The following is a 22,222-nucleotide window of genomic DNA, read 5'->3' on the forward strand; positions in this document are numbered from 1 at the left end:
TTGAGGTACACAATAACGGTGGCGGCGGTGTTGCGAAGCGTCAATTTCGCAATGTTCGTGTAACACGACTATCCTGCGGCTTTGCATCCTGAAATCGAGTCGGCAGCGCTGGACCGCCCCGCCGCCCTTTAAGGCCTAACCTAATATGTCATCTCCAAGCAAACGCTCTCCCAACGTTCCACAACGAAAGGAGCTGAGCCCCAGTCACCTGGATTTCGCCGTCGTGGGCATCGGCGCCTCGGCGGGTGGGTTGCAAGCCATCAAGCAGTTTTTCGAGCACATGCCCAAGGACAACGGCATGGCGTTCGTGATCGTACTTCACTTGGCGCCGGATCATCAGAGCATCGCCGACAAGATCATCCAGGAATCCACCAAGATGCCTGTATTGCAGGTGACCGAGGCGGTGCCGATCGAGAAGAACCATGTCTATGTGATTTCCCCGGCCCATCATTTATCGATGAACGACGGGTATCTGAAGGTTACCCCGGCCGAACCGCGCCAGGGTGGGCACGTGGCGATCGACCTGTTTTTCCGTGACCTGGCCGATGTGCACAAGGACCGCGCGTTTTGCCTGGTGCTGTCGGGCACCGGTTCCGACGGTGCCGTGGGTCTGTCAAGAATCAAGGAGCAAGGGGGGGTGACCCTCGCTCAGTCGCCCCAGGACGCCGAATTCGATGGCATGCCACAGGCGGCCATCGACACCCAGATGGTCGATCTGGTGCTACCGGTGGCGGAAATGCCGCAAAAACTCCTGGAGCTGTGGCAAAACTCCCAGGCCATCCGCCTGCCGACCGCCAACGACCCTGAGATACATGCCCAGCCGCCGACATCCGAGCGAGAAGCCGTTGCCGCCGAGCAATCGCTGCACGACATCCTGGTGCAGCTGCGGGCAGGCACCGGCCATGACTTCAAGCATTACAAACGGGCCACCGTGCTGCGGCGTATCGAACGACGCATGCAAGTCACCGCCCAACCGGACCTCAACGCCTACTACAGCTATCTGCAGAATCATCCGGAGGAAACCAAGGCCCTGCTCGGTGACCTGCTGATCGGTGTGACCAACTTCTTCCGGGACCGTGAGGCCTTCGAAGCCCTGGAGCGCGACGTACTGCCCAACCTGCTCAAGCCGGTGGAACCGGGCAGCGTCCCGCCGGAGGAAATCAGGGTCTGGTCGGCCGGCTGCTCGACCGGCGAGGAAGCCTACACCCTGGCGATGTTGATCAGCGATCAACTGCAACACGACGCCAGCAACGCCAAGCTGCAGATATTCGCCACCGACATCGATGAGCGGGCAATAACCGTGGGCCGCAGCGGGGGCTACCCCGAAGCGATCATCACCGACGTGCCGCCCACCCGCCTGCGCCAGTACTTCGTCAAGGAAAACTCGACATTCCGTGTGCGCAAGGAAGTCCGCGAACGGGTGCTGTTCGCCAAGCACAGCCTACTCTCGGACCCGCCGTTCTCGCAGATCGACCTGATCGTGTGCCGCAACCTGCTGATCTACCTCGACCGCGAGGTGCAGCGTGAAATCCTGCAAATGTTCCACTTTGCCCTGCGGCCGGGCGGCTATCTGTTCCTCGGCTCTTCGGAATCGGCCGACGCCTGCAGCGAATTGTTCAGCCCGGTGGACAAGCGCAACCGGATCTTCCGCGCCAAGTACGGCACCGCCAGCAGCCGCCGCACACCGACCATGCCCCGTGGCGGTTATGTGCGCAGTACCTCGGCGTTGGTCCCGCCCCAGGTCGCGGTGCCACGCAAAGTCTCGTTCGCCGATATCCACCTGCGCGCCATCGAGCGTGCCGCGCCGCCCAGCATGATTGTCGACAACAATGGCGACATCCTGCACATGATCGAAAGTGCCGGCCGCTACCTGCGCCATGTCGGCGGCGAAATGTCGCGCAACCTGCTGACGCTGATCAATCCGCAACTGCGCCTGGAAATCCGCACGGCGTTGTTTCAGGTCAACCAGAACGGCCAACCGGTCAAGTCACGCCAAGTCAACATGGAACGCGACGGACGGCGTTTCCTGGTGGACCTCCTGGTCCAGCCCTATCGCGACGAACAGTCCGATGGCGACTTTGTGCTCGTCGTCTTCGAAGAGGAAGAAATCGACCCCGTCCAGCAGGTTGCCGCCATTACCAGCCAGACCGAAAACCAGGTGCTTGCCAACCTGGAACGCGAACTCCAACGCACCAAGTCGCACCTGCAGGACACCATCGAGCAGGCAGAAGTCTCCAGCGAAGAGCTCAAGGCTTCCAATGAAGAAATGCAGGCCATCAACGAGGAGTTGCGATCAGCCACCGAGGAGCTGGAGACCAGCAAGGAAGAGCTGCAATCGATCAATGAGGAACTGCTGACGGTCAACTACGAGCTCAAGACCAAGGTGGAGGAAACCGACAAGATCAACGACTACCTCACCAACCTGATCGCCTCCACCGATATTGCCACGGTATTCGTCGACCGCAGCATGCGCATCAAGTGGTTCACGCCTCGGGCCACGGAGATTTTCAGCATGCTGCCGGTGGACACCGGCCGTTCGTTGCTGGACATCACCCATCGGCTGGACTACCCGGACATGGCGGCGGACGCCACCCAGGTATTCGAATCCCTGAACATGATCGAGCGCGAAGTCACTAGCAGCGACGCTCGCTGGTACATTGCCCGGCTGCTGCCATACCGCTCCAGCGAAGATCATATCGACGGCACGGTGCTGACCTTCATCGATATCACCAAGCGTCGCGCGGCCGAAGAAGAGCTGCGCTTGGGCGAGGAACGCATGCGCCTTGTGGCTGAAAGCACCCGCGACTACGCGATTATCCTGTTGGACGAGCACGGCGTGATCACCAGCTGGAACACCGGGGCGGAGCTGATCTTCGGGCATACCAAGAGCGAAGCCGAAGGCAGTTACTACGACTTCGTGTTCACGCCCGAGGACCGCGCCACTGGCGTACCCGAAACAGAATTGAGCACCGCTCGAACCAAAGGCCGTTGCGAAGACGAGCGCTGGCACCAGCGCAAGGATGGCAGCCGCTTCTTCTGCAGCGGCGAAGTCACACTGCTCAGCGGCGAATGTCTGCAGGGTTACGTGAAGATTGCCCGTGACCTCACCGGCCACAAGCGCCTGCACGAGGAACAGACCCAGCGGCTCCTGGAAACCCAGAACTCCAGCCATTTGAAGGATGAGTTCTTCGCCGTCATGTCCCACGAGCTCAAGCACCCGCTGAACCTGATCCAGCTAAACGCCGAATTGCTTCGCCGCCTGCCGGTGACCAAGGCCGCCACCACCGCGGCCCGGGCCGTCAATACCATTTGCGATGCGGTCAACAGCCAGGCACGCATTATTGACGATCTGCTGGACGTGGCCCGTGTCCGCACCGGCAAGCTCAAGCTCAAGCGCCAAGCCGTCGATCTGGCGCGGGTGCTGCAAGACATCTACACCGTGGTGATCAACGACAATCATCCCAACAAGGTCACTCTGGACCTGCCCGAGGGTTCCAATGGAGAACTGATCGTCAATGCCGACCCGACCCGGCTGGAACAGATCATCTGGAACCTGGTGAACAACGCGCTGAAATTCACCCCTAGCGGCGGCCGCGTGCAACTGGTCGCCAGCCACGACGACCATATGGCGCGCCTGGACGTAAAGGATTCCGGCGTGGGTATCGCGGCGGAGCACCTGAGCGAAGTGTTCGACCTGTTCGGCCAGGCCGAGACCCAACACGCGACACACCAGCGCGAAGGCCTGGGGATCGGCCTGTCACTGGTCCGGCAATTGACCGAAGCCCACGGCGGCAGCGTCGAGGTCAAGTCCGAGGGGCTGGGGAAAGGTTGCACCTTCACGATTCGCCTGCCCCTGAGCAATGCCGCGATCGTGCCCAAACCGCAGGCTTGCGAGGAACAGTCGGGACGCCTGAGCGGCCTGACGGTGTTGCTGGTGGACGACTCCCCGGACGTGCTCGATACCCTCAAGTTGCTGCTGGAAATGGAAGACGCCAACGTGGTCGCTTTCGACCAGCCGCTGCAAGCCTTGCAGGCCGCCAAGGACGCCCGTTTCGACGTGGTGATCTCCGATCTGGGCATGCCGGTGATGAATGGCCATGAATTGATGCAGGCGCTGCGCGAGCTGCCTCACATCAAACACATCCCGGCCATCGCCCTGACGGGCTACGGTGCGTCCATCGACCTGCATAAATCACAACAATCGGGCTTCGACCAGCACATCGGCAAGCCGGTGTCCTATGACGAGTTGATTGAAACGATCGAGCAGTTGCGGCGTTCGCGGGTTTACTAGCTGGGGCTGGCTAGAACAGCCTCTGTAGCGGGGGTGCTTGCTCCCTCACCACAGAGGCGGGTTATTTTTAGCTACTCATTGCCTCGCCAAAAAAGCGAGGCCGATCAAGCTACTTCGCAGTCTTCTTCATCCCAATCCGCCGCCGCATGTCGGCGGTGATGCTCTGGCGGGTCTTGGGCAAGTCAGCCCAAGGCTCATGCCCCACCTCCGCCAGCCGCTCGTGGACGTTGTTCACGTTCCAAAGGTTGGCGCCCTTGAGCTCGGCCACTTCTTCCCGGTAGATGGGCACCGACACCGGCAGCCCTTCCCTGGTACGCACTGCGTAGGCACAAATGGTGGTTGCGCCCAAACCGTTGCGCAGGTAATCGATGAAGATCCGCCCTACCCGGTTCTTGGGACCCGACACTGCCGAGAAGCGATCGGGCAACAGCTTGGCCATGTGGCTGACGATGGCATGGCTGAAGCCTTTCACCTCATCCCAGCCCAACTTGCGAGTAATCGGCACGACAATGTGGATGCCCTTGCCGCCGCTGGTCTTTAGAAACGCCTTCAGGCCCAGCTCATCCAGCACTGACAAAGTCAATTGCGTGGCTTCCACCATGCTTTTCCACGGCAGCGCCGGGTCCGGGTCAAGGTCGAGGACGAAGCGGTCAGGCTTGTCCAGATCGGCAGAAGTCCCGTTCCAGGTGTGCAGCTCCACGGTACTCATCTGTACCGCGCCGATCAGCGCTTCGGCGTTGTTGATGATCATCACTGGTTGCCCGGTCAGGTCCTTGTCCAGGCTGGTGATGCCGGGAATTGCCAGGCGCTCGGGGTTCTTCTGGAAGAACAACTCGCCGGCGATGCCATCCGGCGCCCGTACCAGCGCCACCGGGCGATCGGCCAGCTCCGGCAGGATAAAATCAGCAACGCTGGCGTAATACTCGGCGAGTTGCATCTTCGTGGTGCCGCTGCTCGCGTCGATAATCCGATCCGGATGGGTAATGCGGACCTTGCCTTCCAAGGTTGGCGACTGCGTGGTCTTGGCCGTGGTCTTGGCCGTGGCCGTGGCCGTGGCCTTGGATTTGGATTTGGCTTTCGGCTCGGCCGGCGCCGGTTCAGCATTGTCCTTGGCCGCCGCTTTTTTCACGGTTTTGGGCAATTCCTGGGTAATCGCCTTTGCCGGTTTGTCATTGCGCAGGCCATGGAACACGGCATGGCGTACCGAGCCTTCCTTGGTCATTTCGGCAAACGCCACTTCCGCCAGCAACTCCGGTTTTAGCCAGTGCACACCCTTGGCGTCATACCCTGTGGGCGGATTGACCACGGCGGCCTTTTTGGTTTCCAGGGGCAACAGCTGCTGATGGATGCTTTTGAGCGTGGTTTCGTTGAAACCGGTGCCAACCTTGCCGGCATAGCGCAGCTCGCCGCTGTCGACGTCATGCAGGCCCAGTAACAAGGCGCCAAACGCGCTGCGGGCGCCCTTCGGCTCGCTGAAGCCGACCACGACGAATTCCTGGCGGTTCTTGCACTTGAGCTTGATCCAGTCGCTGCTGCGCCGGGACACATAGGCGCTGCCCTGGCGCTTGCCGATCAGCCCTTCCATGCGCATCTGGCAGGCACTGTTGAGCAATGCTTGCGGGGTTTCTTCGAAGGAGTCGGAGTAACGCAGCAAGGGATCTTCGTTGGGTTCCAGCACCGCAGCCAACGCCGCCCGGCGCTCCTCCACCGGCACTTTGCGCAAGTCCATGCCGTTGAGGTACGGCAGGTCGAACAGGTAATAAGCGATCTTGCCACTGCTGCCAGCGTCGAAGGCGTTTTGCAGGGCTTGGAAGTCCGGCACGCCTTGCTCGTCGGCGACGACCATTTCACCGTCCAGCCAGGCTGATTCCAACCCCAGCCCCGCCAGAGCCTCGGCCTGTTTCGGCAGTTTGTGGGTCCAGTCATGGCCGTTGCGGGTAATCAAGCGCACGTCGCCATTATCGATGCGCGCCATGACGCGGTAGCCGTCGAACTTGATTTCGTAGAGCCATTCGCCATCGGGTGCGCTTTCCACCAGGGTCGCCAGTTCCGGCTTGAGGGTCTCGGGGATGGGCCCGGCCACGGCGCCGCTGAGGGTGGTCTTGCCGCTCTTTTTGGATGGCTTCGCCTTGGCGGGTTTTTCCGGCTGCTTTACAGCCTTGGCGGCGGCCGCCTTGCCCCGCCGCTTGGGCACGATGGTGCGGTCACTGAGCACGCTGTCGGGCTCGGCCTGCACCACGTCGTACTCGCTTTCCGGCCGGGCGGCGTCATCTTGATGCTTGATCAGAAACCATTGTTCCTGCTTGCCCGGCATATGGGTGCGCACCAGGTTCCACAGCCCCGCGAGCTTTTCCCCCCGCAGCTCGAACTTGAGCCGGCCTTTTTCGTAGGCTTCGTGCACGTCACCCTGTGGAATCCACACGCCCCGGTCCCAGACGATGACGTCGCCCGCGCCGTAGTGCCCCTCCGGGATACTGCCCTCGAACGTCGCGTAATCGATGGGATGGTCTTCAACGTGAACCGCCAGGCGCTTGACCTTCGGGTCCAGGGACGGCCCCTTGGGCACCGCCCAGCTCTTGAGCGCGCCATCCAGCTCCAGGCGAAAGTCGTAATGCAGCCGCGTCGCATCGTGCTTCTGTATGCAGTACTGCAACGCGTGGGTGGTTTTTGCCGATTTGCGAGAGCGCTTCGCCGACGGCTCCGGGGTGGCGCCGAAATCGCGCATGCGGTTGTAGTCGTCGAGGGTTTTGCTGGTCATTGGCCACCTGCAACTTGCGCGAGGGTGGGATCGGCCACCGGCAAACCGGCGGTTTCCGACAACAGCTGATCGACCACCCGGCCCAGGGCCTCTTCGGTCGTATCGCCCAGCAGCAGGCCTTGCTCGTAGAGGACCACTTGTCGATCAGCGCTGGTGCCCTCCTGGATGATCCGGCGCGCTTGCTTGAACACATCCTGCACGCCCAGCGCCGTCGCGGTGTCGCCGAAGGTCTGCTCGGCCAGGTTCAGCCACTCGCCAATCAGCATCGGCTGCTCCTGGCCTTCGACAATAAATTCCGCGAGGATGCCGTGGCGCTTGGCCCGATAGCGGTTTTCCTTGAGGATCCAGTGGGACATCAAGCTGTAGTGGGCGCCTGGCTTGGGCTGGGCGACGGCGTGGGCAATCATCAGTCGAAACAGCGAGACGAGGCACAGCACATCTTCGGTCCGCGGGCAGGCATCGCAGATACGCAGCTCCAGGGTCGGATAGTGCGAGGAAGGCCTGACCACCCACCAGCAATCGCTGGGCTGGCGGATGGAGCTGGTGCGGGTGAGCATGTCCACGTAGCCATTGAAGGCTGATTCGTCCTCGAAGAATTCCGGCACGCCCATCCGCGGCCATTCATCGCAGGCCACTTGCCTATAACTGCTGAAGCCACTGTAGGCGCCGTTCCAGAACGGCGATGACGCGCTGAGCGCCAACAGCATCGGCAGCCAGGGCAGCACCTCATTCATCACCTTGACCCGGTCATGATCGCCCGGCACTTCCACATGTATGTGCAGGCCCGACAGGACGCTGCGGCGCGCCACGCGCTGGTAGTCGTCGAACAACTGCTGGAAGTGCAGCTCGTCGGTGGGTTGCAAGCCAACGGTCGCCATTGGATGGGATCCTGCGCTCAGCAATCCCAGGCCATGGGGCGCCAAGCGCTGAGTCAGGCCGTTACGCACCTGGGCCAGGTAATCGGCCGCCTCGGCCAGGCTGCGGAAGATGGGCGAAGCCATTTCCACCTGGCTCTGGAACATTTCATGGGCGAAGTGCTTGCCCAGCTCTTCCCGGCACGCCGTCACCGCCGCCGCCGACGGTTGATCGGGCATGCGGCGGGTTTGCAGGTCGGTGATGAAATATTCCTCTTCAATGCCGAACTTCAGACGCCTGTTCATCGATATTCCCTCCGATACCCGCACCCGTGCGGGTGACAACCAACGCCACCACGGCGATCCGTTCCACGTCCTGATAACCGGGTGTCAGCAGTTCCTCGCCAAACACATCCGGGTCCAATTCCCTGTAGGTCCAGGCGAACTGCGGTGAATCGCGCCAAGGGCCCAGAGCCTCCAGAAACGGATCACGACCGTCGACCATCGCCACGCCGGTGTAGAGCACCAGCGAACCGCCGGGTGTCAGCCGTGGCAATGCCTGTTCGACGATACGCAGCGACAATCCCGCGCCCAGCGTTCCGCCGCCATGGCGATAAGCACGCTCGGCGGGGTCGGCCATATACGGGGGGTTGGCGACGATCAGGTCGAAGTCGCCCTCGACGTCCTTGAGCACGTCGCTGCGGGCGATCTCGACATTTGCCACCTCGGCCAGCGCCGCGTTGACGGCGCACAGCCGCAAGGCCATCGGGTTGATGTCGATGGCCAGTACCTGGGCTTCGCGTCGGGCGCGGGCAATCACCATCGCCCCGACACCGGCGCCGCAGCCAATGTCCACCGCGCGATGCACGGCCGTGAAGTTCTGTTGCAGATGGGTATGGATCAGGTGCGCGAAACGGTAGCTGTCGGGGCCGAAGAACACTGCGTCGTTGGCCTGGGTCGGAAATTGCGAATGGGCGAACAGCATGCCGTCCAAGCTTGACCAGCGCACGCGGCTGCGCAGCAGGCCGTCGTGTTCTTCCAACACTGCTGCTTCTTGCAATTGACGCTGCTCGTCGGCGGAAATAAGCCCCGGCGCGAAGGGCCTGGACCAGCCGAAAACATCCCGCAAGGTCTTGGAGCGCTCGTTGCCTGGCCGCTGGTTGACGCGCTCGTGAGTAAGCGGCGTTGGGGTGATGAAACGGTAGCCGTCAGCGTGCAGGCGGCGACCTAGCTGCAGCAGGGCCAGGTCGGGTTCGGACAGGCGGTCTTCCTGATTCATGCAGGGCTCCTAGCGAAGGGCGGATTTGAGTTCGATGAACCGGCGGGTCGCCAACAACCCGGCCGGGTGGCTGTGGCAGCGGGCCGAGAGCCAGGGCATCAGAATTTGCATCTGCTCATCGGGGGCCTTGCCCCGCAGCGTTTGCTGCAGGTTCTGCACATCCGGGTCTTGGGCCGGTGCCGGCGATTCATGGGCCGCGCCATGATTGCGGCGGGCGCCGGGACGACCGCGCTGGTCCAGCCAGTCGCCGGCAATCCAGTCATGCAGCAGCTGTTTTTCGTAAGGGCTGAAAACCCCGAACATCGCCGCGCCCGGGCCTTCGATCAGGGTCCAGAAACGGCTGTTCTGGGGATCTTCATGGCGTCGGATCCAGCCTTTGCCTTGCATGGCCTTGAGGAAACCCTCCAACTGCCCCGGTTCCGCCAGCCATTGGTTGACGGTCTTGCCTTCGAACTTGCAGTAATCGGAATGCATGTGCTGGCCGAACGGGCGCTTGCGCTCAAGCATGTCCAGGACTTCGCGCTCAAGGTCGAACGACTCGATGACCGCCCGGCTGCCCTGCCCCAGGTCGTTGAGGCGATAGCCCAGTGTGACCCGGCGCCAGAACGACTCGCGGTCAGCTTCCATCGGCATCAGTTGTTGCAACGCTTGCACGGCTTTGTGGGCGTGCCCGGTGCTGGCGTTGTCGATGGTCACGTGAAGCGTGAAGTAATACGGGTCGATGTCCAGCTCGCTCAGCTCATAGGCGCTGATCAGCAAATGCAGGGGCAGTTGCTCATAACCCAGGTTGTAACCGATGACCTCGGGCAGGTATTCGTCGCCGGCATAGCCCAGGGCCAATTGAACAGCACCTTGCAGGTAGCGCTCGTCATCGATGTCGGGCATGTCCTGTAAGCCGTGTTCGGCCAACAGCTTGCGGTAGAGCACGACATGGTTCTGGGCCGGAACGCCATCCCCAAGCTCTTCCAGATAGGTGCACAGCAGCCCCTCGAAGCGATGGTCATGCCAGTGTTTGAGCACACCGTACAGCCAGGCGCCGTCCACGAGCTTAGTCGGCGCCACGGCCTGGATAAAATACAGGGCATGGGCCTTGGTCTGGAAAAACTCCCGACCGCCGCCGCTTTTGCGCCGTTCCAGGTAGTCGGCATATTGCCGGGCCACGCCGGCGCTGTGCTGTTCTACCCAGGCAAGCAACGCGCCAGGGTCGTCAGGCATTTCTTGAGGCAATGCGCTCGCTTGTTCGAGACACGGTTGCAGGAAGGCCTGGGCAACCGCTTGTTTGTCGGCATCGTCGGCGCCTTGCAACAGCCGCTCGTAACACTGGCGAACGTTACCAGCACTTGTGAATGGCTGCGCGGTGGCAGGCCTGGATTGGAGGGGTGTCAGCGCAGTCATATAGGCCTCTTGGGTTCTTGGCTGGACGCTCGAATCGGCACGTCTCTTCCTTTGCAGAGCCTCGCGCAGGGCAAAAAATTCCCCTGGATCGAAAAGCGCCCGGATAAACGGAATCGCCCTGATATGCGGCGGAACCCTCGCTTCGCTATCGCCCTCGAACGTTGGACAGGCGCCTTTTCATTACCCAAGGAGCAATCATGATCTTTACCGTGTGGGTAGCCGTACTCGGCGCTGTCTTGCTGACCTTGGCCCTGACCTCCTCCTACCTGCGCTGGATGCCCGTCACCACCTCCGCCGTGTGCCTGGCGCTGGGCGTCGCCATCGGGCCGGCTGGGCTGGGGCTGCTAAGGCTCGATGTCAATGACTCGTCCGGGTGGATGGAGCACCTGACCGAAGTCGCCGTCGTGTTTTCGCTGTTCGTCAGCGGTCTCAAGCTGCGCCTGCCCCTCAAGAACCGCAGCTGGCGCGTGGCTTACGGGCTCGCCGGACCGGTGATGATCCTGACGATCGTCGGGCTCTGCCTGGCGCTGCATTACCTGTTTGGCCTCGGTTGGGGCATGTCGATGCTGATCGGCGCGATACTGGCGCCGACCGACCCGGTGCTCGCGGCCCTGGTGCAGGTCAACGATGCCCGCGACGACGACCGGGTGCGGTTCGGGCTGTCCGGTGAAGCCGGGCTGAACGATGGCACGGCGTTTCCCTTCGTCATCCTTGGCTTGCTCATGCTGAGCGAGGAAGGCAGCGGATTCCTCGGCGAATGGGCGTTGCGGGACGTCCTGTGGGCGGTGCCGGCGGGTTTGTTGGTGGGCTACTGGCTGGGGCGCGGCATCGGCGGGCTGACGTTGTCGATGCGTATCAAGAATGCCGACAGCACCTTGTCACCCAATGACTATCTGGCCCTGGCCCTGATCGCCCTCGCCTACGTGGCGGCAGAAGCGATCCACGGCTACGGTTTCCTGTCGGTGTTCGCCGCTGGCCTGGGGCTGCGCCAGGCCGAGGTCGAGTCCACCGACGAACACTCGCCACCGGCAGAACACCTGGTACAGCCGGTGGTGGGCCACGAAACGGTCGAGCCTCAGCAGGCGGTGGTCGGCGACACCCAGGCCTTGGACGACGGCCAAGTGGCGGCTGGCGTGATGATGAGCGACATGCTGGCGTTCGGCAGCCTGGTGGAGCGTTCCATGGAGGTTTTCCTGGTGACACTGCTGGGCGTCGTCCTTGCCACTCATTGGGATTGGCGGGCCCTCGCCGTCGGCGCCCTGTTATTCGCGGTCATTCGCCCGTTGAGTGTGTGGGTGATGCCCTGGGGGCGGTTGCTGGACCATCCGCAACGGCTGTTGATCGGCTGGTTCGGTATCCGCGGGATCGGCAGCCTGTTTTATCTGTTCTACGCCTTGAATCACGACGTGCAATCGGAAGTGGCGCAGCAGTGCATCAACCTCACGCTGTCGGTGGTGGCGCTGAGCATCCTTGTCCACGGTGTCACCACCCAACCCGCCCTGGCGTGGTATGAGCGCCGCAAAGACGGTCGCGCGGGCTAGCCGCCCGGATCGGTCACTTGGATAAACACCGAGTAAATGCCCAACAGCACCCAGAACGCTGCGAATATCCACGGCGTGCGCACCGAAAACAGCAGCGATTTACGGTAGCCCTTATGGGTCGACTCTCGCTCGCTGAACAGCGGCGATTCGTCGTAGGCCAGCCCCATCAGCGGCTCGCTGCGCAGCAATTCGCTTTGTTTGAAATGCCAGTGGTCGATGATGTCGTAGGCGGCCCGAATGCCCGGCCATGCATTGAGGGAACTCAAGACGCCGAGCAACGCCAAAAATGGCGGCACGATCAGTGTGAAGAGCTTGCCCCACTCCGGGTTCAGATTGGCCATGCAGGATGCAAACGCGATCACCAGGAATGACTGGGCGGTCAGGTAGGCGTCGGTGCGATTGGCCAGAATGCTGGTTTCGTACTGGATTTCCCGACGATAAAAGTCCAGCCGCTCCTTGGGCGAGCCGAACATTTTGGCGTTGTGTTCGGTCAGTTCTTCTTCAGGGGTCAGACGGGTGAGGATTCTGGGCATTGCTCAGGTTTTCCCTCGGTTTGATTGGGGTACATCTAGAAGGATGAGAGCCGGGCAAGTTCAAGCCGATGGACCAAAGGTCAACGAAACGCTGCTGCACCGCCGGGGTCTTTAAAGGATTGAAGGCAAGAGGAAAAAAGCGTGGATTATCTTGGATGGGTGCAATGGCCAGCAATGGCGATCACGGTATTGGCGGCATGGTTGATCGGATCGCGCCAGCCCCGTCGGCGAGTGGCGGGCTTCAGTTGTTTTATTCTCAGCAATATCCTGTGGGTCATTTGGGGCTTGCACACGGATGCCTACGCGCTGATCGTCTTGCAGTTCTGCCTGTGCGCGATGAACCTGCGGGGCTTCAAGAAAAATACCCAATGACACACCATCTGATCGTGGCGAGGGGTTTTGATCCCCTCGCCACAGCGGTCGCACATGACGACTTGGCGGTTTAACCCATCGTCTGCCCGATGATCTGCACCAGGTCGATCTGCTTGAATGGCTTGGTCAAACGCGGCAATTGCGTTGCAAACCCTTCCAGGCGCTCGGCGTAACCAGTGGCGAGGATAACCGGCAGGGTCGGTTGGCGCTCGCGCAGCAATCTGGCCAGCTGCGCGCCATCCATCTGGGGCATGGCCATGTCAGTGATCACCAGGTCGATCCCTTCATTGCGCTCGAACAGCTCCAGCGCTTGGGCGCCAGACAACGCGCAGAAGACCCGATGCCCCAAGTCTTCGATCAGCAAACGGGTGCTGGTCAGCACCAGGCTGTCATCGTCCACCACCAGCACCGTCAGTTTCTGGACGTGTTGCGTTGGTATCTCGGTGGCGGGTGGCTTGTCCCTGACCGAATCGTCGGCCACTGGCAACCACAGCTCGGCACTGGTGCCGACGCCTTTCTCGCTTTTGAGAATCAGCCGGCCGCCCAGCTGCTCGGCCAGGCCATGCACCATGGACAGACCCAGGCCAGTGCCTTTGCCGACGCCCTTGGTGGTGAAAAAAGGATCCACCGCCGAAGCCAGCGTCTCCTCGTCCATGCCCTCGCCTTCATCGCTGATGGTCAGGCAGATGTAGCGTCCGGTCGCCAGCGGCTTGCTTGCCGTCGGAGCATCGCTCCCCTGTCGCTCCTGTGCCTGGATCAAGATCCGGCCGCCCTGGGGCATCGCGTCCCGGGCATTCGTCGCCAGGTTGAGGATCGCCAGTTCCAGTTGGTTGACGTCGGCCAGCACCGGCGACAACGCCTCGTCAAACTGGGTCTGGATGTGTATCGAAGGGCCCATGGAGCTTTGCAGCAAACCGCTGATGCCGTCCACCAGCGCCGACAATTCGACCGGTTCGGCGCTGAGTTTCTGCCGCCGGGCAAACGCGAGCATGCGCTGGGTCAGCGACACGCCGCGCAGCGCGCCCTGGGTGGCGTTGTCCAGCAGTTGGGTCAGCTTCGGCTCGCTGGGCATACGCTTGCGCACGATCTCCAGGTTGCCAAGGATTACCGTCAGCAGATTGTTGAAATCATGGGCGATGCCGCCGGTGAGCTGGCCGATGGCTTGCAATTTCTGGGATTGGAACAACGCCTCGCGAGCCTGTTCAAGGGCCTGCTGCGCTTGGGTGGCATCGGTGATGTCCCGGGTGATCTTGGCAAACCCCAGCAACGTACCGGTATCGCTGCGAATCGCATCGATAACCACGTGGGCCATGAATCGCGTGCCATCCCTGCGCACGCGCCAGCCCTTCTTTTCGAAACGCCCCTCCGTGGCGGCGATGCTCAGAGCGCGCTGCGGCTCCCCGGCTTCGCGGTCTTCAGGGGTGTAGAACATGGAAAAATGCTGGCCGATGGCTTGAGCCGGCAGATAGCCCTTGATGCGCTGGGCACCCTGGTTCCAGTTGGTGACTTGTCCATCCGGATCGAGCATGTAGATGGCATAGTCGGTGACGCTTTGCACCAGCAGGCGAAATTGCTGTTCGCTTTGCTTGAGGGTTTCCTCGGCCATCTTGCGATCGGTCAGGTCACGGGTGATCTTGGCGAAACCGAGCAGCTCGCCGCTCTGGGCGTCGATGATCGGGTCGATCACCACGTGGGACCAGAACAGCGTGCCATCCTTTCGCACTCGCCAGCCTTCGCCTTCGAAGCGTCCTTCGCGCACGGCGGTGTCCAGCGCCCGGTGCGGCAGGCCGGCGGCGCGGTCCTGGTCGGTGTAGAAACGGGAAAAATGCTGGCCCAGGATTTCCGATTCTTCATAACCTTTGAAGCGCCGGGCACCGGAGTTCCAACTGATGATAATGCCCGACGGATCGGTCATGTAGATGGCATAGTCCACCACCGCATCGATCAACAGTCTAAAGCGCTGATCTTCATCGATACGGGCGGTCTTTGGGTTCTTCTCAAGCATGTGGCCGAGGCATCCAAGGGAATTTGGGTGGAGTATGGAACAACTGACCCGCCGGGAAAAACCTGATTTTCGTGGGGCTATAGGCTGTTGGGCTTGTGACAGCGGTGCATCCGCCTAAGAAGAGGCAGGATATGCAGGCGCCATCGCGATCAAGCTCGCTCCCGCAGGTGCCTTGGGATGCTCAGGATTGATTGACCACCACCGTGGCAGCAACTGCTGCACCTTGGCCTCGCCGAAGCGATCGTCGATCAGCATCACCACTCCGCGATCCAGCTGGGTACGGATGACGCGCCCAGCCGCTTGCACGACCTTCTGCAGGCCGGGGTACAAATAAGTGTAGTCGTATCCATCGCCGAAGATCGCCGCCATTCGCTGCTTGATCTGTTCATTGACCGGGTTGAACTGCGCCAGTCCCAAGGTGGCGACGAAGGCGCCGATCAGGCGCGAGCCCGGCAGGTCGATGCCTTCCCCGAACGCCCCGCCCAGCACGGCGAAGCCGATGCCCTGGCCCTGCTCCGTGAATCGCTCGATAAACGCCTGTCGTGGGGCCTCGCCCATGCCGCGCGATTGCGCCCAGGTCTCGACGTGCGGATATCGCTCGGCGAACAGCCCGGCCACCTGCTGTAAATAATCGAAACTGCTGAAGAACGCCAGGTAGTTGCCAGGGCGCTCATCGAACTGGCGGCCCATCAACTCGACGATCGGCTCAAGGGAAGCCTGGCGACGGGCGAACCGGGTGGAAATGCGACTGACCACCTGTACGTCCAATTGTTGGGCCTGGAACGGTGACTCAACGTCGATCGATACCGTGTCCGCCGGCGTACCCAGCAAGTCAGCGTAGTAGCGCCGTGGACTCAGGGTCGCGGAGAACAGCACGCTGCTGCGTGACGCCGTGAACCGGGGCCGCAGGAAACCGGCCGGGACCACGTTGCGCAGGCACAGCGTGGACAGGCTGCGCTGGCGACCGGTTTCTCGCTTATGGATATCGAACAGGAAGTGCTCGTCGAACGACTCCGCCACGCGCCCGAACTGCAAGATGTCGAAATAGAAGGCCTGCAGGCCGCTGTCCAGGCCTTGGGGGTGGTCGTTGAGGTAATCGCCCATGGCCGTGGCGCAGGACCCCAGCGCAAGGAGCAGCTTTTCCGGGGGGCGGCCATAAGCCTGGTAAGCCGCTACCTGTGGTGCGTGCAAGGCATTCCACTGGCGATTGAGCTTTTGCAGGGGTTTCTTCAGGGGCTCGGGCGCGGTTTTGAGCACCGCCGACAAGGTGGCCTGATCCAGGGTCGCGCTGTACATCTGCCGCCCTCGCTCCACCAGGTTGTGGGCTTCGTCCACCAGGGTCGCGACCGCCCAGCCATTGGCCTGGGCAAGGCCGAAAAGCAAGGCGCTGAAATCGAAATAATAGTTGTAGTCTGCCACCACCACGTCGGCCCAGCGGGCCATTTCCTGGCTCAGGTAATACGGGCAGACCTCGTGGTGCAGGGCGATGTCACGCAACGCGGCTTGATCGAGGAGCGTTACCTGGCTCGCCGCTGCCCGGGCCTGGGGCAGGCGGTCATAGAATCCACGGGCCAGCGGGCAGGATTCGCCATGGCAGGCTTTATCCGGATGTTCACAAGCCTTGTCCCGGGCGATCATTTCCAGCACCCGCAGCGGCATCGCGGTCGTGCTGATGGTGAGCAGCCGGGCGGCGTCCAATGCCAGTTTGCGTCCTGGGGTTTTCGCCGTGAGAAAAAACACCTTGTCCAGGCGCTGCGGCGCCAAGGCCTTGAGCATGGGGAACAAGGTGCCAACCGTCTTGCCGATGCCAGTGGGCGCCTGGGCCATCAGGCAACGACCGGTGCTGACGGCCTTGAAAACCGACTCGGCCAGGTGGCGCTGCCCCGGCCTGAAGGTCGCGTGGGGAAAAAGCAGGGCCTGTGCGCCCTGGTTGCGTGCCTGGCGATGGCGCATTTCCTGCTCTGCCCAGGCCAGGAACCGTGCGCATTGCTGCTCGAAAAACGTCTGGAGTTGCGACGCTTCGAAACGCTGGTCCAGGCAGGTTTCCTTCTCGCTGACGATGTCGAAATACACCAAGGCAACGTCAATGCGCGGCAGCTCCAATTTCTGGCACATCAGCCAGGCGTAGATCTTCGCCTGGGCCCAGTGCAGCTGCCGATGGTTGTCCGGTTGCTTGCTGAGGTCGCCGCGGTAGGTCTTTACTTCTTCGAGGCGGTTGGTCGCAGGATCGTAGCCATCGGCCCGGCCCTTGACCTTCAGGCTCTGGTAGGTGCCTTCCAGGCTGACCTCGGCCTGGTAGCCCTCGCTGCGCCGTGATGCCACGGTCCGGTGGCCGACAATCCCTTCCAGCGCGGTGGGTGACGGAGTAAAGCGCAAATCTAGGTCGCCGACCTTGGCGGTGAATTCACACAATGCCCGCACGGCGATGCTGTAGCCCGGCGCCTCGGTCATGCGCCCTGCTCCGCCCATTGCACGTAACAGACAGCCACCGGCATACGGTGCTCATGGCAGAAGTCCAGCCATCGCAGCTGGTTGTCCTGCAGGCGATCGCCAGGGCCTTTGACTTCGATCATGCGGTAGGTCTTGTGCTGCGGCCAGAACTGGATCAGGTCCGGCATGCCCGCGCGGTTGGCCTTGATGTCCAATAGCAAACGACTGAACCAGTGTTTGAGGTGCTCTGACGGCAGACAGTCGAGCGCCTGGTCCAACAGCGCTTCGGACAGCGCCCCCCAGAACACGAAAGGTGATTGCACGCCACATTTTTCTGAATAACGACGGCGGATGGTTTCACGGTAGCGCCCGTCATCCAGCTCGGCGAAGCACGCCGCGAACAGCTCGGCGCGACGGTCGTGAAAGTCCTCGTTGAGCAGGTCCACCGGGCCGCGCTGGAACGGGTGGAAGAACGACCCTGGCAACGGCGCGAAAATCGCCGGCCAGCACAGCAGGCCGAACAGGGAATTGACCAAGCTGTTCTCGACGTAGTGCACCGGCGCGGCGTCGTCATGCAAATGGGCCTGGACGCAATATTCCACCGACAATGCCGGATCGACCCGGGGTAAGTGCAAATCCAGCCGCTCGACGCTCCGGGCCATCGGGCGCGGCACGGGTGGCCCGCCCAGTTTGCGCCGCAGCCGCGGCACGATCCGCAACAGGGCTTGTTGTTCGGCGGCGCTTTGCGGCGACTGCGCCGCGGCTTCGCCCAGGTCAAGAGCCAAGGCATATTCACCGACGCGTTCAAGCACCCGGATCATGCGCAACCGCGCGCCGGGATAGGTGCAATCGCGATAGATGCACAGGGCCGTGGCAAAGTCGCCGATACGTTCAGCGTGCTGGCCGATCTGGAACAACAGCTTGCCCCGACGCTGCTCCAGCCAAGGATTATCCAATTCCAGGGTATTGATCCGGGCGACGATCGCCTCAAGCGCTTCACCGGCTTCGAAGCACTGCTGGCATTCATGCAGGAAAAGACAGGCATCGATGTCCTGCCGGCTGCGCAGCCCCCGGGACTCGACACTGAACTCAACGGCCTCGTAGGTAAAAATACCCAGATCCGCCAGCACGAACTCCGACCAATCCTGGTAGAGATTGCCGAAGAACATCAAACGCAAGCGGTCGCACAGCGCCATGACGGTCAGACTGAACAACCGATCCTGGAGCTGAGGGCACCAGGCGCGAAATGGCTGGGGTTGGCTGAACCCCTCGCTCAACGCCAACAGCCAGTCAGCCTTCTTTGCCTTGGGCTGCTCGATACCATGGCCGAGGCAGAGCAGGATTTCAGGCTTGAGCAACACTTCGAACAATTCTTCCAGGCTCAGCTCAGCCTCTTCCTCCACCCAGCCCAAGGCGATCAGGGGTTGCACCGCCGTGCCGATGTCGCCGATCTCGGGGTAATGCAATTTGCCGTGGCGAAAGTGCCGCCCCTTGCGCATCACCATCCGCACCAGCAGGCCTTGGGCGGCACGCGGCAGTGCGGCGAAATCCTCGATGAAACGTTGTTCCTCGACGCTGAGTACATCGGCGTAGCGTTGCGCCAGCCAGGCGAGCACCCGCTGGAAATTGTTCAGGTAGTAAAAGGGATCGTCGAGGGGGTTGGCTGTCACGGAAAATAGCGCCACGGTGCTTGAAGTACTGGTTATGCGTACAGATAGCAGCTAGTCGCAGCCCAGGCAACTGCAAAAGATGAGCGGTCTCCTATATTTAAAGGGGAAAACCTTCAAGCGGCGATGAACTTTCCTACAACAAGCGGGACCAATGGCGGTTAACTCAGTGATGGCCCGGTCGAATCAGCTGGGCTTCACCCCTATGCATAGAGGTTATGGATATGAACATCAGGTTTCTGGGCCTGCCCTGGGTCGCCGTGGCATTCCTGGCGCTGGCCGGCTGTGCATCACCAACCGTGGTGACGTTGCAGAACGGTACCCAATACTTGACCGAGGACACCCCCAATACCCGCACGGCGGATGGCTTCTACGAATTCGAAGACATTTCAGGCAAGAAAGTCCGCGTTCGTGCCGATGAAGTCGCCACGATTCGCAAGGAAGACTGAACGGATCCCGGGCCCTCCCCTTGGAGGGCCGGCAGGTCTGTCCACCTGTACCGGACCGCCCCCCGCCAGTCCATGGCCCTAGCCTCGCTGGCTTCGCTATATCGGTTTTTTCCCCGAACATATTTCCCGCAGACAGCCCCTCAACCAACGGTGCACGGGGTCAGCATCCATTCGCGGATGCCAGAGCATTGCGACAGTGAATTCAGGAATCGGGACTGGCAGCGCGAAGCTGTGCATGCCGTGGCGCAGGCGCGTGGTGTAGCGCTCCGGCACGCTGGCAATCAAATCGCTGGACCGCGCGAGCCCCAGGGCAGTGGAAAAACCCGGGACGCAAGTCACGATGTCGCGGGATAGATTCAACGCCCCCAAGGCCTCATCGATCGGGCCATGCTCGATTCCGCGCAGGGAAACGCCGACATGCCTGCCGGCCGCGTAACCAGCTACATCCACCTCGGCCCGACTCAGCGGATGCCCCGCACGCACCACGCCTATGATGCGGTCGACGAACAACGCCTGGGTGCGCAGTTCCGGGCGCGTGTCCTCATCGACGACGGCGGTCTCCAGGTCCACGCTGCCCTCGCGCAGCGCCGTGCCGTCCCGGTCGGTCTTCTCGACAAAACGCAACCGTATTCCTGGGGCGTGCTCGCTTAGGTATGCGATCAGGTCGATCGCGAAGTTCTCCACGAATCCTTGGCGGGTGCGCAACGTAAATGTCCGATTGATACGGCGCAAGTCCGGAGCCTGCACCGGACGCAAGGCGGCCTGGGCGCCGTGCACCAACTGGCTGACTTGCTCGCGCAGTTCCATGGCCCGGGGCGTTGGAACCAGGCCGCGCCCCGCCCGGACCAGCAACGGGTCCCCCGTCGCCTGCCGCAACCGCGCCAACGCTCGGCTCATGGCCGAGGCACTTAGCCCCAGCCGCCGGGCCGCACCGGCCACGCTGCCTTCGGACAACAACGCATCCAGGGTGACGAGTAGATTCAGGTCGATTGCAGACATTGGCGGGCCTTTGGCTGGGTTGGATGGCGTCACATGCAGCTATAACCTGCAACTCATGCGTCTTCCGCCATGTTAAGCCTCGACGTACTGTTGTAACAGCAGGTTGCAAACAACGGAGACATGATGAAGCCAGCCAATGCAGAACAAAGCTTGCCAACGACAGCGGCTCACTCGCCGAGTACCCCGGTGCGCTGGGCCCTGACCAGCCTCGCACTCTCGACACTGCTGGCGTCACTGGGTGCCAGCGTAGCCACCGTCGGCTTGCCGGTGCTCGCCGAGGCGTTCGAGGCCTCGTTCGCGCAAGTCCAATGGGTCGTGCTGGCCTACCTGCTCGCGATTACCACGCTGATCGTGAGCGTGGGCAGGCTCGGCGACTTGCTGGGCCGACGCAAGCTGCTGCTGGCAGGCATTGCGCTGTTTACCCTTGCGTCGGCGCTGTGCGCCCTGGCGCCGTCGCTCTGGTGGTTGGTCGCGGCCCGGGCCCTGCAAGGCCTGGGGGCGGCGATCATGATGACCCTGACGCTGGCCCTGGTCGGCGAAACGGTGGAAAAGAGCAGGACTGGCAGCGCCATGGGGCTGCTTGCCACGCTGTCGGCGGTGGGCACCGCCTTGGGCCCGTCCCTGGGCGGCCTGCTGATCACAGGGTTTGGCTGGCACGCACTGTTCTTGATCAACGTGCCCCTGGGCCTGCTGACGCTGCTGTTGGCTTGGCGATTCCTGCCTGTAGTGCCCAGGCCGATTGCCATCGGGCGCTTGCGCTTCGACGGCCTGGGCACGCTGTTGCTCGCCACCGGGCTGGGCGCCTATACCTTGGCGATGACCGTCGGACGCACAAGCTTCGGCTGGCTGAACAGCGGGCTGTTATTGGTAGCGGTTATCAGCGGCGGGCTGTTCGTCCAGGTGCAACGTAGGCTCGACTCGCCACTGATTCCCCTGGCGATGTTCCGCGACCGCCCTTTGGTGTCAGGCCTGGCGGCCAGTGCATTGGTCGCGGCGGTCATGATGGCGACTTTGCTGGTCGGCCCGTTCTACTTGTCCATCACCCTCGGTCTGCCTCCGGCAATCGTCGGCCTGGTACTGGCGGCGGGCCCCTGCGTGGCCGCGCTCGCCGGTGTGCCCGCCGGACGCCTGGCTGATCGGTTCGGGGTACGTCCAATGCGGCTAGCCGGGCTGGCGACGATGGTCCTCGGCACCCTGCTCTTGTCGCGGATTCCCCCCGCGCAGGGCATTGCGGGCTATGTTCTTGCCATTGCGGTGACTACCCTTGGCTACGCGCTGTTTCAACCCGCGAACAACGCGGCGGTGATGGCGCCGGTCCCCGATGACAAGCGTGGCGTGGTTGCCGGCCTGCTCAATTTATCGCGCAATCTTGGCTTCCTTTCTGGCGCGTCAGTGCTCGGTGCGGTTTTTGCCGCGGTTTTGCCGACCAACGGTATCTCTGTCGCAAGTCCGGAAGACGTAACGAACGGCATGCATCTCACGTTTGCCGCCGGCCTGGCCCTGACCGCCCTGGCGTGGTTGATAAGCGCCGCAACCCGCGTGCCAGAGCGGTTGAAGCAAGGCGCGGAGCGCACCAGCAAACGGTGATGGCGTTCTGAACATTTAGCGTTAGGTCATGACGCAGATCAAAAAAACTGAACCAATCGCTA

General features: G+C 62.1%; 14 protein-coding genes. 5 read left to right on the forward strand and 9 right to left on the reverse strand.

From position 1 onward, the window contains the following. Nucleotides 1-145: 145 nt before the first annotated feature. On the forward strand, nucleotides 146-4,291 hold the full coding sequence (locus tag J3P90_RS13620) for a CheR family methyltransferase (RefSeq protein ID WP_434611390.1): 4,146 nt from the start codon (nucleotides 146-148) through the stop codon (nucleotides 4,289-4,291). Between the two features lie 109 nt (nucleotides 4,292-4,400). On the opposite strand, the gene ligD is transcribed toward J3P90_RS13620, so the two are convergent. Genes ligD through J3P90_RS13640 form a run of 4 tightly spaced genes read right to left on the reverse strand, consistent with a single transcriptional unit; the run spans nucleotide 4,401 to nucleotide 10,577 of the window. Then, nucleotides 4,401-7,049, reverse strand: a complete 2,649-nt coding sequence (gene ligD / locus J3P90_RS13625) for a DNA ligase D (protein WP_434674862.1) — start codon at nucleotides 7,047-7,049, stop codon at nucleotides 4,401-4,403. Further along, nucleotides 7,046-8,209 carry a carboxylate-amine ligase gene (locus J3P90_RS13630; RefSeq protein ID WP_434674863.1) on the reverse strand — a complete coding sequence of 388 codons (1,164 nt, stop codon included), beginning with the start codon at nucleotides 8,207-8,209 and terminating at the stop codon, nucleotides 7,046-7,048. The genes ligD and J3P90_RS13630 overlap by 4 nt, the downstream gene beginning before the upstream one ends. Beyond that, the gene (locus J3P90_RS13635; protein ID WP_434674864.1) at nucleotides 8,181-9,182 is read right to left on the reverse strand and encodes a methyltransferase; all 1,002 of its coding nucleotides are present in this window, start codon (nucleotides 9,180-9,182) and stop codon (nucleotides 8,181-8,183) included. Before J3P90_RS13635 ends, J3P90_RS13630 begins: the two co-directional genes overlap by 29 nt. A 9-nt stretch (nucleotides 9,183-9,191) precedes the next feature. Next, a complete protein-coding gene (locus J3P90_RS13640) occupies nucleotides 9,192-10,577 on the reverse strand; it encodes an iron-containing redox enzyme family protein (RefSeq protein ID WP_434611385.1) in 1,386 nt (461 codons plus the stop codon). A 197-nt stretch (nucleotides 10,578-10,774) separates the two neighbouring features. Here J3P90_RS13640 and J3P90_RS13645 point away from each other — a divergent pair, with 197 nt between their 5' ends. After that, the gene (locus J3P90_RS13645) at nucleotides 10,775-12,118 is read left to right on the forward strand and encodes a cation:proton antiporter (RefSeq protein WP_434674865.1); all 1,344 of its coding nucleotides are present in this window, start codon (nucleotides 10,775-10,777) and stop codon (nucleotides 12,116-12,118) included. On the opposite strand, the gene J3P90_RS13650 is transcribed toward J3P90_RS13645, so the two are convergent. Further along, nucleotides 12,115-12,651 (reverse strand): hypothetical protein, encoded by a 537-nt coding sequence (locus J3P90_RS13650; protein WP_420764000.1) that lies wholly within the window; start codon nucleotides 12,649-12,651, stop codon nucleotides 12,115-12,117. The genes J3P90_RS13645 and J3P90_RS13650 overlap by 4 nt on opposite strands. A gap of 141 nt (nucleotides 12,652-12,792) precedes the next feature. Between J3P90_RS13650 and J3P90_RS13655 the strand changes: the two genes are divergently transcribed. Next, complete coding sequence (locus tag J3P90_RS13655) at nucleotides 12,793-13,023, forward strand: hypothetical protein (RefSeq protein WP_434564014.1); 231 nt, start codon at nucleotides 12,793-12,795, stop codon at nucleotides 13,021-13,023. Nucleotides 13,024-13,093: 70 nt separating this feature from the next. Here J3P90_RS13655 and J3P90_RS13660 read toward each other — a convergent pair whose 3' ends face one another. From J3P90_RS13660 to J3P90_RS13670, 3 genes are all read right to left on the reverse strand, one after another. Continuing rightward, the gene (locus J3P90_RS13660) at nucleotides 13,094-15,028 is read right to left on the reverse strand and encodes a PAS domain S-box protein (RefSeq protein ID WP_434674866.1); all 1,935 of its coding nucleotides are present in this window, start codon (nucleotides 15,026-15,028) and stop codon (nucleotides 13,094-13,096) included. 114 nt (nucleotides 15,029-15,142) lie between these two features. Continuing rightward, entirely contained in the window at nucleotides 15,143-17,479 is a 2,337-nt protein-coding gene (locus J3P90_RS13665; protein ID WP_434674867.1) for an ATP-dependent DNA helicase, read from the reverse strand. Next, on the reverse strand, nucleotides 17,476-19,128 hold the full coding sequence (locus tag J3P90_RS13670) for a VRR-NUC domain-containing protein (protein ID WP_434674868.1): 1,653 nt from the start codon (nucleotides 19,126-19,128) through the stop codon (nucleotides 17,476-17,478). Before J3P90_RS13670 ends, J3P90_RS13665 begins: the two co-directional genes overlap by 4 nt. Before the next feature lie 221 nt (nucleotides 19,129-19,349). Here J3P90_RS13670 and J3P90_RS13675 point away from each other — a divergent pair, with 221 nt between their 5' ends. Then, nucleotides 19,350-19,574 carry a YgdI/YgdR family lipoprotein gene (locus J3P90_RS13675; RefSeq protein ID WP_420764005.1) on the forward strand — a complete coding sequence of 75 codons (225 nt, stop codon included), beginning with the start codon at nucleotides 19,350-19,352 and terminating at the stop codon, nucleotides 19,572-19,574. A 96-nt stretch (nucleotides 19,575-19,670) separates the two neighbouring features. Here J3P90_RS13675 and J3P90_RS13680 read toward each other — a convergent pair whose 3' ends face one another. Then, nucleotides 19,671-20,573 (reverse strand): LysR family transcriptional regulator, encoded by a 903-nt coding sequence (locus J3P90_RS13680; protein ID WP_434674869.1) that lies wholly within the window; start codon nucleotides 20,571-20,573, stop codon nucleotides 19,671-19,673. A 123-nt stretch (nucleotides 20,574-20,696) separates the two neighbouring features. Here J3P90_RS13680 and J3P90_RS13685 point away from each other — a divergent pair, with 123 nt between their 5' ends. Next, complete coding sequence (locus J3P90_RS13685) at nucleotides 20,697-22,160, forward strand: MFS transporter (RefSeq protein ID WP_434674870.1); 1,464 nt, start codon at nucleotides 20,697-20,699, stop codon at nucleotides 22,158-22,160. Nucleotides 22,161-22,222 lie beyond the last annotated feature (62 nt).

Source organism: Pseudomonas sp. D3-10 (assembly GCF_051132175.1).
Classification (GTDB): domain Bacteria; phylum Pseudomonadota; class Gammaproteobacteria; order Pseudomonadales; family Pseudomonadaceae; genus Aquipseudomonas.

Coding starts and splice junctions, on each gene's coding strand:
- J3P90_RS13660 (WP_434674866.1), bottom strand. CDS start 15,028: ATGCTTGAGAAGAACCCAAAGACCGCCCGTATCGATGAAGATCAGCGC.
- J3P90_RS13665 (WP_434674867.1), bottom strand. CDS start 17,479: ATGACCGAGGCGCCGGGCTACAGCATCGCCGTGCGGGCATTGTGTGAA.
- J3P90_RS13680 (WP_434674869.1), bottom strand. CDS start 20,573: ATGTCTGCAATCGACCTGAATCTACTCGTCACCCTGGATGCGTTGTTG.
- ligD (WP_434674862.1), bottom strand. CDS start 7,049: ATGACCAGCAAAACCCTCGACGACTACAACCGCATGCGCGATTTCGGC.
- J3P90_RS13620 (WP_434611390.1), top strand. CDS start 146: ATGTCATCTCCAAGCAAACGCTCTCCCAACGTTCCACAACGAAAGGAG.
- J3P90_RS13640 (WP_434611385.1), bottom strand. CDS start 10,577: ATGACTGCGCTGACACCCCTCCAATCCAGGCCTGCCACCGCGCAGCCA.
- J3P90_RS13635 (WP_434674864.1), bottom strand. CDS start 9,182: ATGAATCAGGAAGACCGCCTGTCCGAACCCGACCTGGCCCTGCTGCAG.
- J3P90_RS13675 (WP_420764005.1), top strand. CDS start 19,350: ATGAACATCAGGTTTCTGGGCCTGCCCTGGGTCGCCGTGGCATTCCTG.
- J3P90_RS13650 (WP_420764000.1), bottom strand. CDS start 12,651: ATGCCCAGAATCCTCACCCGTCTGACCCCTGAAGAAGAACTGACCGAA.
- J3P90_RS13630 (WP_434674863.1), bottom strand. CDS start 8,209: ATGAACAGGCGTCTGAAGTTCGGCATTGAAGAGGAATATTTCATCACC.
- J3P90_RS13645 (WP_434674865.1), top strand. CDS start 10,775: ATGATCTTTACCGTGTGGGTAGCCGTACTCGGCGCTGTCTTGCTGACC.
- J3P90_RS13685 (WP_434674870.1), top strand. CDS start 20,697: ATGAAGCCAGCCAATGCAGAACAAAGCTTGCCAACGACAGCGGCTCAC.